Source organism: uncultured Sphingomonas sp. (assembly GCF_937859915.1).
In the GTDB taxonomy this organism is placed as follows: domain Bacteria; phylum Pseudomonadota; class Alphaproteobacteria; order Sphingomonadales; family Sphingomonadaceae; genus Solisphingomonas.
Genome location: NZ_CALMAW010000096.1, coordinates 1 through 9,944, shown reverse-complemented (window position 1 = coordinate 9,944; position 9,944 = coordinate 1). Strand labels below are relative to the sequence as shown.

Genomic DNA, 9,944 nt, shown 5'->3' with positions numbered 1-9,944 from the left:
GCGGCGGCGGGGGCGGCGGGGGCGGCGGTGCAGCCGGCTCGCCGAAGTTGAAGATCACGCTTGCCAGCAAGCTGTGCGACCGGAACCGGCCCTTCGACTCGTTGCCCGTGTAATCGGTGAACTTCACGTCCTGGACGTTGAAGAAGCGATACTTGAGGCCGAGATCGATGTTGTTGGTGATCGGAGCGCGAACGCCGGCGATCGCCTGCCATGCGAAACGGGTGTCGCTGTCGTTGTCGAAAGTGTTGCCACCGTCGATGCGCCAGATGCCCGAGTGGACGCGCGCCACACCGGCGCCGCCGCCGACATAGCCGCTGATGCCCTTTTCGTCGCCGAAATCGAGCAGTGCGTTGGCCATGAAGCTGAGCGCCGAGGTGTTACCCGAGTGCGAGCTGTTGTACTGGCCGGCCGGGCTTCCGAGCACGTTGATCGACGTGTTGAAGCTCTTGACCTGCGAGCGCTTGTAAGCGGCCTCGCCTTCGATCCGGATCGGGCCGAAGTCGTAGCCGACGATGCCGTCGACGTCGTAGCCGTAATGCTGCTTCACCTGGACAGCGTTGTTCACGCCGGCGAGATCATAGTTCGAATTCTCGACGAGCATGCCGCCGCCTTCGACACCGACGTACCACGCCTTGTCCCTCGCGAAGGCGGGTCCAGCCAACGCGGTGGAGGCCAGCGCCACTCCTATGGCGAGCTTCCGCATATAAAATCCCCTTTCCATCAATTCCCAACTGGGAATCAAAAAACCCTAACCAAACAGGAATATCCACGCAAGCGGGCATATTCCCAAACTGTTGCCAGATTACCACAATTTGACTGTGCCGCGTCGTGGATGCTCTCTGTCAAGCGGCTGCACAACACGCGTAACAGCGATCGGTTTCATGGCGACGAAAAGATTCTCACATTGCCGTGAGACCGTGACTTTTGAGCACCGCAAGCACCGCGACGAGCGCCGCGCGGGCCTCGACGTCGACCACGGCGCCACCGCTCGGCGCCGATATTGCCGACTGTTGCGATCCGACCACTTGGACGCCGCCGATCATGACCCGGGCGGCGGCCATCTCGCCGAGGATCCAGCGGCTGCCATCGAAGCGCGCGGCAAGTGCGTCGGCGCGCGACCAGACCGTCGAACCGAGCAGCGGCGTGACGAACCGCCAGCCGTCCACGCTCCACGCCGCGATCGATCCCGCCTTCCCGCTCCACCCGCCCGTCGGCGCCGCGCCGACGACCCAGCATTGCCCGGCGGTTGGCGCGGAAGGCGGGTCATTGAGCGCGACCGCCTCGACCATCGGCTGCAGCAGCGCATCGACGCGCGCCAGCGCCTCGTTATGGAAAGCTTCCTTCTGCGCCTGCCCCGGCGCGATGAACGGCAGGGCGAAGCGGTCGGTGGCGTCGGACATGTCAGACTCCCGGCAAAACGAGGGCGGCGGGCGGCAGCGACGCCGCGGCGGTTCCGATCTGGACGATCTCGATCGACAGCGGGGCGCTGCCGCCGATCGCGGCAAGCTGGTCGGCGCTGACGCTGGTGGACGGCGTGACGCTATCGATCGAGAGCGCGGTGCCGCCGGCGCGGATCGCGGTCAGCCGATAGCGTTCGCTTTCCTCGGCGAGCGGCGCGTCGGTATCGTCGAGCCATGCCCAGCCCTGCCGACTGCGCCGCGTCCAGCCGACGAGCAGGGACCCGTCCGCTTGCGGCGTCGCCGCCAGCGCGACCGGCGCGGGCGGCCGCAGCGCGCGCGCCTGGAAGACGAGGCTCGCCTCGGCGGGCGTCGCGTCGCCGACGCCACTCGCCGCGATCCGCACGGTCGATCCGATCGCGCTGGTGGGCAGCGTCCACGGCCGCAGCGTGTCGGCGTCGACGAGGACGAAGCGCTCGCCGGCGACATGCTCCGCCATCGCCCATTCGGTACCGCGCCGACCGCGCAGCAGACCCGACAGGCGAAAGGTCTTCGGCGCAGTCTGCACGGCGGCGGCGAACTGGATGAGTTCGTCGCCGATCAGCGCGAGATTGACGGTCGCCGACGCTTCGGTGGCGTCGCTCCCGGCCAGCGTCATCGCCGCGTCGAGGAGGAGGACATCGACTTGATTGACCATGTCGCGCAGCATCGCGTCGCCCGCCGGCAAGACGTCGAGCGTGGTGCCGAGCGTCGCGGCCGACGCGGTCTGGCCGATCGACTGCCAGCTCGTTCCGCCGTCGAGGCTCGCCATCAGCGCGGCCTTGCGCCAGCCCGCGGATACACCCGCCGCGGCGATCAGCAGCGTCGGGACGGTCGGCAGATCGTCGCCGAACGAGGGCAGGTCGAGCAGCGCGAGCGTCGTCGGGCCGGCGGGGAGATCGGTCTCGGCCACCCCGGCTCCCGCGCTCGCGACCGGTGTCGCCATGCCTGCATCGGGCAAGCGCTGCGCAGTGAGCGTCGCCAGCATCGTCTCGAAGCCACGCGTGGTCACCCGCCAGATGCCGTCCTCGCCGGGCAGCGACAGCAGCGCGCCCGCGCCGATATCGAGTCGCCGCCAGGGCAGCGTGACGGTCGCGGTCGTCCGCCCCGCCCACTCGCGCGCGAGCCTTGCCTCGGCCAGCCCCTTGGCAGTGGCGGCGTCGACCGCGGCGGCGAGATCGATCGCGCCGGCACGGCGGGCGGAGGCGTCGCGGCGCGCGCTCTGCGACCCTAGCTGGTAATCGCGCGCCGGATCGTAATAGCTGATCGCGATCGCCGCGTTGAGCGTGCCCGCCGCCTGCCGGTCGAGCACGACCTTGGGCGCGGTCTTGCCGTCGGCGGCGCTGCCCAGCTCGGCGGCCGCAATGGCAAGCGGCGGCGCGGTCTCGTCGACCAATGTCACGCCGTCCGGCCCATCGGCGAAGGCGACGGGGAGCGCCGAGGCGAGCGCCTCGATCGCGCCGCGCAGGCTGTCGCCGCCCGCGGCATAGCCGGTGAGCAGCGGGCCGCCGCTGCCGGCGATGTCGCCGTCGGACAGGTTTGTGGCGATCGTCGCGAGCGAGACGAGGCCGTCGTCGGCGACCACCTCGAAGCTGAGCGACGGGATGCGGTTGCCATAGTCGGCAAGCTGGAGCTGCTCGAACACGACATAGGCGAGCCCACGATGCGCCGGGGTCGTATCGAGCCCTTGTGCGGCGCCGATCAGCGGGTCGATCGCCTGATCCTCGTCACCGAGATGGACTCGAAACGCGCCGACATCGCCCTTCCAGTCGCCGGCGCTGCCGCGCAGCAGCGATCCGTCCGCCCAGATCCGCTGGACCGACAGGATCGGCCGCGCCGACAGCGCCACCGCGAAGGACGCCGAATAGCTGTAGCTGGTGGTGCTCGGCTGGCCCTTGCCGCCGCTCGACTTGGTCTTGCTCTCCTGCAGGTCGGTCGACCAGATCACGCTGCCCGCCAGCCGCATCGTGCCGAACAGCCGCGGCAGGTCGCTGCCATAGGACGAGCTCTGCACCGCGAGGCTTCCGAGCCGCGCGCCCGTCGCACCCTTGGGGGTGAAGAGCGCGCGGTCGATGGCATTGCCCGCGAGCGCGCCGAGCGCGCCGCCGATCGGTCCGCCGACCAGGGTTCCGACCGCGGTGAGTACGAGTGTCGCCATCGCCTCTTCCTTCTTGTTCCCCGGCGCAGGCCGGGGCCAAGGCCCCACCGCGCTGTGTCAGCGTAGCGCCCGCCATGCCGTGCGGGCCTAGACCCCGGCATGCGCCGGAAAACCGCTCGCCATTCGCCAAGCGCCCACCAGTCGGCATGCCGGCCAGCCCGGCGTCTCGACGACGCGGCGCAGGCCGGCATCAGCGTGGACGAAGCCGCGATCGGTGAGGATCGCGAGGTGATGCTGATATGGGCCCGGCGCGAGCAGCAGCAGGTCGCCCGCGTGCGGCGAGTCGACACGCACGAAGCCCGCAGCCGCGATCATCGCGACGATGATGTCCGGATCGCCGCCGCGCAGCGCATAGCCGGCCGGCACCAGCTCGCAGCAATAGGCCAGCGCAACGACGCCGACGCAATCGAGCCCGGTTTCGACCGCGCGCCCGTGAAGCCGGAAGCGCGCACCGATGCAGCGGCGCGCGGCCGCGACGATCGCGGCGCGTTCGGGCATCAGCGCGCGCGGCATCAATCGGTCCCGTAGCGGGTCAGCAGATCGGTGCCCGGCAAGAAGGGTTCGCCGCGGAAGTTTGCGGCGTTGGCGAAGCGCGTGCAGCAGGTCTCGAAGCGCCGGTCGCAGCCCTCGATCAATTCGACCAGCGTGCCGGCCTCGGTCGGAAAGGCGGGCGCATCGCGCAGCGTCAGCCCGGTCCCATCCGATGCCGCAATCGACGCGATCAAGCCGGCATTGGCGCCGTCCAGCCAGCGCAGCCGGCCATAGGCATAGGCATTGGGCGAGGGCTCGGCCTGGTCGAGCGTCATCCCCTGCCCTGCCGACGACAGCAGATGCGCGATGCGGGTGCGCGGCGCGAGGTCGATGCGGCACCGGCGATCACCGAGGCTGGCGCGGCAATCGGGCGATGTCTGCTCGACCACCGGCCGTTCGAGCAAGGCGGTCGGCCCGCGCAGCTCGGCGGTGAAGGCGTCGTCCTTGATCGAGACGTCGCCGATCTCGCCACTGGCGATCGGCAGCGGATCGGACGCGGAATCGGTCCAGTCGATCGCGAACAGGTTGAGTGCCGCGCCGTCCCACCGCCCCGCCGCCAGATCGGCCGCGGTGATCGAGTCGCTGGTCAGCGCGCCGTCGACATCGAGCGTGTCGACGTCGAAGCCGTCCGACTGGTGGATCGCCGAGGGCAGCATGCCCGGGCTCGACCGGTAGACGACGCCCGCGATGACGAGGTCGCGGTCGTGCGCGGTGAAGCCGATCGTCACCCCATCGGCGCGATCGAGCCGCCAGCACAGCGCCAGCGTGGTGAGGTCGCCCTGCGTCCAGGCCGGCGCGCTCATCCGCGGATCTCGACCAGCGGCACCTGCGGCGCCTCGCCGGCCAGGAAGGTGGCGAGACCGACCTCGAGCGCGTCCTCGGCGAAGCGGACCGGGACGTCGAAGAGATAGGTCGCGGTGATCGCGACGCCGGCCGCGGGTGCGGTGTCGAACGCGACGATGCCGCCGTCGAGCAGGGTCCAGCCGCTCGCCAGCGTCTCGCCGCCGAGCGCGACGGTCACGCTGCCCGCCACCGGCCGGGTGATCGCGCGGATCTGCGGGTCGGCGTCGCCATAGCTCTTGGTCAGCGCGAAGCTGGTGGCGACGCCGTCGCCGGTGCCGATGCGCTGGTCGCCGGCGGAATCGCAGTCGAACGGATCGCGGAAGCGGAAGCCGCGCGCGGCGCCCCGCCGGGCGCGGAAGAAGGCGAGCAGCGTCGCGATGTCGGCCTCGGAGCGCACCCCCGGCCCGGCATCGAAGCGCAGCCGGGCATCGGCCCAGTCGGCATTGCGCTGCTCGACCCCCGCCGCGGTGGTGACGATCGCAGTCGAAAAGGCCGGCGTAACGCTGGCCTGTGCGCCCAGCGCGAGCGGAAAACTGACATCGTCGAAGGCGTTCAAGTCCCCCTCCCCCAGATCGAACAGGGTAAAGCCGTCGCGCGCGACCTGCGGCAGCGCCCAGACGAAGATCCGAAGCACGCCCCGCGCCCGCGCCGCGTCGATTGCGGCGCGATGCGCGGCCAGTCGGTCGGCGCGTCGACGGCGTTGAGCACGAAGCCGCTGAAATAATCCTGCTGCTCGGGGGAATAGCCGAGCCGCGCGGCGGCAGCGGCCGCCCCCCGCGCGGACGCGCCGGTGTCGCCGGCGAGAACGAAGTCGTAATCCTCGAGCTGCAGCCGGTCGAACGCCGGGCTCGCCCAGCCGACGGGCAGGTCGGCGCGGCGGAGTTCGGGGCTGTCGGCGGCGAGCACGGTCGGCAGATAGGCGAGCAGCAGCAGCTCGGCGTCCGCCGCGACGCCGCGCACCGCCGCCACGATCGCCGCGGTCGACGCCGCGAGCAGCGCGCCGGCGGCATCGAGCACCGCGGTCTGCGCAGCGGTCAGCGCGCCCTTGACGCTGGCCACGCCATCGACGCCGGGCCCGAGCGCGGCGCGCGCGGCGGCGTCGTGAAGGCAGATCGTGCCATCGGCACGCACCCACCACCAGGGCTCGCCGAGCTGGAAATGCACGCGCCCGACCGCTTTCGCCATCGTCGCGAAGGTCATGGCGATCGTCTGCAGATAGACCATCGCCCCCGTGCTGCACGGCGACAGCAGCGTCGAGGGCGGATCCCAGCCGGTCAGCGCCTGCCCGCCGTCGGGGCCGCGCTGCTTCCAGTCGTTCCAGACATGCTGGTCGAGCAGCTCGTAGGACATCGACAGGATGACCTCGAAGCCGAGCGCCGCGGCGCGCGCGAGGAAATCGCGGTGCCAGGCGTCGGCGGCGACGTTGAGCACGCCGCCGGCGAGGCTGATCAGGTGCAGCCCGGCGCCCGCATTCCATTCGAGCCGGAAATAATGGCTCATCCCGACATAATGGTCGATCGCGTCCCGATAGCCGAGGCCGACGATCTGGCGCAGCAGCCGCGCCGGGGTAACGTTGTACGCGTCGTCATAGCCGGTCGCGAGGCACAGCCCGTGCGGCGGGACGAGCCCGTCGCCGATCGCCAGCGTCGACCCGCCGCCGTCGCAGGCGACCCCGGTGATCTCGACCCAGGCCTCGGCGGGCGCGGCGAGTTCGCCGGCGGCGCCGGTGTAGCCCGGCGGCACCAGCGAGACGAACATCCGGTCGATGTCGCCCGCATAGACCGGGTCCGCCTCGCCCGGCAGCAGGAAGCCGCCGTCGACCGCGTCGAAATCGAGCGCGACCTGCGCGTCGGTCGCCGTGCCGGTCGCATAGTTCCACAGCCGGACGTACCAGCTGCGCGCGGCGCCGGCCGCGTCGCGGCCCTCGATGGTCAGCGTCGGACCGTTGATCGCGTCGAGCGGCATCAGACCGGACGAGTGCCAGTGGAAGGCCAGCGTGCAGCCGCGATAGTCGCGCGCCGTCTCGTAGCGCAGCAGCGGATGATCGATCGTATCGGTCGACGCCCAGATCAGCCCAGCGAGATCATTGGTCCGGTAGAAGACCGCATCGACGCGCATCGCCTGCGGACCCGTCGTCGTCACCGCGGCCATCATCGGGCGCGGGAAATCGACGGTCCAGAAGCGCGGATCGAAACGCTTGATCCAGCCGAGCTGACGCTTCTGCGCGCGCACCGCATCGGCGTCGCCCGCCAGCCACCACCCGATGTTCCGGCCCATCTCAGCGCTCCGCCTGCGCCAGGGCGCGGCTGACCGCACGGGCGACCTGCCGGCTCGACCGCGCGAGCGCCTGGGGCTCGGTCGCGGCCGGCGCGGCGATGCTGATCGCGACGTTGACCGCGCGCGACGAAGCGCCGGCAGCGGTTGGCGCGACGCTGCCCGCCGACGTCGGCACGAACAGTTCCGGCCCCTGCTCGCCGACCATATAGGGCCGGCCGGGCGACACCGGCCCGCCGGTCGCGCGACCGGGCGATCCGAGCAGGGACCCGAGCAGGCTGCTGCCCAGCGTCGCCAGACCGCCACCGTCGGCTCCGCCGAGCAGCGAGGCCAGCCCGTTCGACACCGCCCCGGCGGCGATGGTGCCGAACACGGCGAGCACGCTCTTCTCGAGATCGGCGAAGCCGAGCTTGCCCGTCGTGATCGCCTTGGCGAGGCTCGCCTCGATCAGGCTTCCCGCCTTGTCGGCGCCCTGGCCGAGCGAGGACTGCAGTGACGCCTGCATGTTGGCCGCATCCTGCGCGAAGCTCGCGGTGTCGGCGCGGACGCCGACCAGCAGCGTCTCGATCGTCTCATCCATCGGGGAATTGCTCCTGCAGGGCCGCACGGGTCGCGGCATCGGGCGGTGCTGTCGCCGCAGTCGCGGGCGCCGCGAACGCCGCGAGGACGGTTTCGAGCTCGGCCGGCGTCGCGCGCCAGAAGTCGTCGGGTCGCCACCCGGCGATGGCCGCGGCGAGACCGGCGAGACGGGTGGCGCTGGCGGTAAAGGCGGTCATGCCGTGGCTCCCACCCATCGATCTGCCCCGTCATTCCCGCGCAGGCGGGAATCCATAGACGCCGCGCACAAGGGACTGACGCTGCGTCTATGGATCCCGGACCAAGTCCGGGATGACGAATAAGACACGTCACAACCCCTTCAGGATCTGCCCGAGCAGCGTCTGCAGCACCGGGGTCAGCACCGTGATCCCCGCCGAGACGATCGCGTCGCCGAGGCTCGACCGGGTCATGTCCCCGGGCTTGTCGACCAGACAGTGGAAGATCAGCGCGACCGTGTCGGCGAGCGTCAGCTTGCCGGCGGCGGCGGTCTCGACCAGCGCGAACAGCGGGCCGACCTCCTGCTCGGCGGCGACCAGCGCGGCGAAGCTCGGCCGCACCGTCATCGCCTGGCCGGCGAGCGTCAGCGTGGTCTCGCCACGCGCGGGATTGGCCGGCGCGGCCGAGGTGGGCGGCGCGATGGCGGCGCCGGGCGCCGTGATGTCGGGCGCGCTCACAGGCTCGACACCGCGCCGGAGGATTCGAGCGCGAGCGTGTAATTGCGCTCACCGTTGAAATCGCCCGCATAATCGAGCTTGGTCAGCAGGAAGCGGCCCTGCATCGTGCCGCCGCTGGCAAAGCAGAGCTGATAGTCGTCGAGCGTGCCGGCGAGGGCATTGGCCTTGAGCCGCGCCTCCGCCGCCGAGCCGGTGAACACGCCGCTGCCCGCGACCGAGACGCTGCGCGTCCCCGCCCCCGAAAGCAATTCGCGCCAGCCGCCGCTGTCCTTGTTGGTGATCGCGACCAGCTCACCCGCGATGGTGAGCATCGTGGTGCGCAGCCCCGCGACGGTGGCGAAATTGGGCGGGGCGGCGCCGTCGCCGATCTTGAGCAGGAAGGCACTGCCGGCTTCTGCGGGCATGAGACGTCTCCTTTCATTTTTCTGATGCCCCTCCCTGGAAGGGAGGGGTTTGGGGTAGGCTCGCGTAGGGTAGGTTCGCTCGGGGCGGGTGAAGCGCGATCCGGCACAGAACCCACCCCGGCCCCTCTCTTTCAGGGAGGGGGGAGCTCCAGCGTCCTGACCCGGTAATCGACCCGCCCCGCCCATGGCCCGTCCGGATCGCGGACGATGCGGCCGCGCAGGAAGACCAAGCTTGCGATGCTGTTCCCGGGCAGCGTCCGCGGCATCGCCTCGATCGCGTCCTGCGCTTGGGCCAGCAGGTCGTGGAGCCGCGCCGGGCTGTCGCCGTCATCCCAGATCGCGATCGACAGGCGGTGCTCGCGCCCGCGCCGGTCCTTGGTCGACCAGTCGCTGGTCGAACCGTCCGAGATCGCGACGAAGGGGCACAGCGCCTCCGCCGGCGGCCCGTCGTAGATGCCGGTCAGCACGCCCGCGAACGGCGCCGCCCGCAGCGTCGCGACCAGCGCGCGCTGGAGCGCCGCGGCCGCGCCGCTCATCGCACCAGCCCGGCGAAATCGCGGAGCCGACTGTCGGTCTGCGCGCGGATCGAGAGATTGCGGCCGGTGAGCGCGATGCCGTCGTCGGTCGGCGCGACCGAAACATCGGCGGGCACTTCGGCGGCGATCGCGGCGGCAGCGCGCGCTTCGGCGCCGGCAAGCGCGGCGACCAGCGCGGGCGACAGATCCGGAATGCTGGTCATCGGTCCTCCTCCACCACGAGCGTCAGCCGGTCGGGCGCGGCGGGATCGGCCTCGACCGCACGCACCACGAGCGTGACTCCGCGCCATTGCAGCCGGTCGCCGGGCACCACGTCGGTGGTGCGCAGGCTCGCCCGCCAGCGCGGGGCGGCGCCCGGCCGGTCGCCCTGCCCCCAGGCGGCAGAAGCGATCGGGCTCAGCGCCGCCCAGACCTGCGCCAGCGTCGCCCATTGGCCGTCGGCGCCGCCGAGATCGTCGCGGTCGGCGCCGCGGCGCTGGACGAGCACGCGT

The 9,944-nt window shown here is 71.2% G+C and carries 12 protein-coding genes and 1 pseudogene; all 13 read right to left on the bottom strand.

The window, feature by feature from the left end; all coding sequences use genetic code 11:
- On the bottom strand, positions 1–703 hold a 703-nt coding region (locus tag Q0326_RS12670), incomplete at its 3' end, for an outer membrane beta-barrel protein (protein ID WP_298691006.1).
- A gap of 196 nt (positions 704–899) precedes the next feature.
- Positions 900–1,400, bottom strand: a complete 501-nt coding sequence (locus tag Q0326_RS12665) for a DUF2793 domain-containing protein (RefSeq protein ID WP_298691004.1) — start codon at positions 1,398–1,400, stop codon at positions 900–902.
- Between the two features lies 1 nt (position 1,401).
- Positions 1,402–3,594 (bottom strand): phage tail protein, encoded by a 2,193-nt coding sequence (locus tag Q0326_RS12660; protein ID WP_298691002.1) that lies wholly within the window; start codon positions 3,592–3,594, stop codon positions 1,402–1,404.
- 87 nt (positions 3,595–3,681) lie between these two features.
- Positions 3,682–4,107 carry a peptidoglycan endopeptidase gene (locus Q0326_RS12655; protein ID WP_298691000.1) on the bottom strand — a complete coding sequence of 142 codons (426 nt, stop codon included), beginning with the start codon at positions 4,105–4,107 and terminating at the stop codon, positions 3,682–3,684.
- Positions 4,107–4,928, bottom strand: a complete 822-nt coding sequence (locus Q0326_RS12650) for a DUF2163 domain-containing protein (RefSeq protein WP_298690998.1) — start codon at positions 4,926–4,928, stop codon at positions 4,107–4,109. Before Q0326_RS12650 ends, Q0326_RS12655 begins: the two co-directional genes overlap by 1 nt.
- A pseudogene (locus Q0326_RS12645) lies at positions 4,925–7,245 on the bottom strand (DUF2460 domain-containing protein). Before Q0326_RS12645 ends, Q0326_RS12650 begins: the two are co-directional and overlap by 4 nt.
- 1 nt (position 7,246) lies before the next feature.
- Positions 7,247–7,822 carry a tail tape measure protein gene (locus Q0326_RS12640; RefSeq protein WP_298690996.1) on the bottom strand — a complete coding sequence of 192 codons (576 nt, stop codon included), beginning with the start codon at positions 7,820–7,822 and terminating at the stop codon, positions 7,247–7,249.
- Entirely contained in the window at positions 7,815–8,018 is a 204-nt protein-coding gene (locus tag Q0326_RS12635; RefSeq protein WP_298690994.1) for a phage tail assembly chaperone, read from the bottom strand. The genes Q0326_RS12640 and Q0326_RS12635 overlap by 8 nt, the downstream gene beginning before the upstream one ends.
- A gap of 129 nt (positions 8,019–8,147) precedes the next feature.
- On the bottom strand, positions 8,148–8,477 hold the full coding sequence (locus Q0326_RS12630) for a gene transfer agent family protein (protein WP_298691008.1): 330 nt from the start codon (positions 8,475–8,477) through the stop codon (positions 8,148–8,150).
- Positions 8,478–8,509: 32 nt separating this feature from the next.
- On the bottom strand, positions 8,510–8,917 hold the full coding sequence (locus tag Q0326_RS12625) for a phage major tail protein, TP901-1 family (protein ID WP_298690992.1): 408 nt from the start codon (positions 8,915–8,917) through the stop codon (positions 8,510–8,512).
- Positions 8,918–9,048: 131 nt separating this feature from the next.
- Positions 9,049–9,453, bottom strand: coding sequence for a DUF3168 domain-containing protein (locus Q0326_RS12620; RefSeq protein WP_298690990.1), 405 nt, complete (start codon positions 9,451–9,453; stop codon positions 9,049–9,051).
- Positions 9,450–9,656: a hypothetical protein gene (locus Q0326_RS12615; protein ID WP_298690988.1), complete on the bottom strand. Its 207-nt coding sequence runs from the start codon at positions 9,654–9,656 to the stop codon at positions 9,450–9,452. The genes Q0326_RS12620 and Q0326_RS12615 overlap by 4 nt, the downstream gene beginning before the upstream one ends.
- Positions 9,653–9,944, bottom strand: a 292-nt coding sequence (locus Q0326_RS12610) for a head-tail adaptor protein (RefSeq protein WP_298690987.1), incomplete at its 5' end; no start/stop codon positions are given. The genes Q0326_RS12615 and Q0326_RS12610, both read right to left, overlap by 4 nt.

Coding starts and splice junctions, on each gene's coding strand:
- Q0326_RS12665 (WP_298691004.1), bottom strand. CDS start 1,400: ATGTCCGACGCCACCGACCGCTTCGCCCTGCCGTTCATCGCGCCGGGG.
- Q0326_RS12660 (WP_298691002.1), bottom strand. CDS start 3,594: ATGGCGACACTCGTACTCACCGCGGTCGGAACCCTGGTCGGCGGACCG.
- Q0326_RS12655 (WP_298691000.1), bottom strand. CDS start 4,107: ATGCCGCGCGCGCTGATGCCCGAACGCGCCGCGATCGTCGCGGCCGCG.
- Q0326_RS12650 (WP_298690998.1), bottom strand. CDS start 4,928: ATGAGCGCGCCGGCCTGGACGCAGGGCGACCTCACCACGCTGGCGCTG.
- Q0326_RS12640 (WP_298690996.1), bottom strand. CDS start 7,822: ATGGATGAGACGATCGAGACGCTGCTGGTCGGCGTCCGCGCCGACACC.
- Q0326_RS12635 (WP_298690994.1), bottom strand. CDS start 8,018: ATGACCGCCTTTACCGCCAGCGCCACCCGTCTCGCCGGTCTCGCCGCG.
- Q0326_RS12625 (WP_298690992.1), bottom strand. CDS start 8,917: ATGCCCGCAGAAGCCGGCAGTGCCTTCCTGCTCAAGATCGGCGACGGC.
- Q0326_RS12620 (WP_298690990.1), bottom strand. CDS start 9,453: ATGAGCGGCGCGGCCGCGGCGCTCCAGCGCGCGCTGGTCGCGACGCTG.
- Q0326_RS12615 (WP_298690988.1), bottom strand. CDS start 9,656: ATGACCAGCATTCCGGATCTGTCGCCCGCGCTGGTCGCCGCGCTTGCC.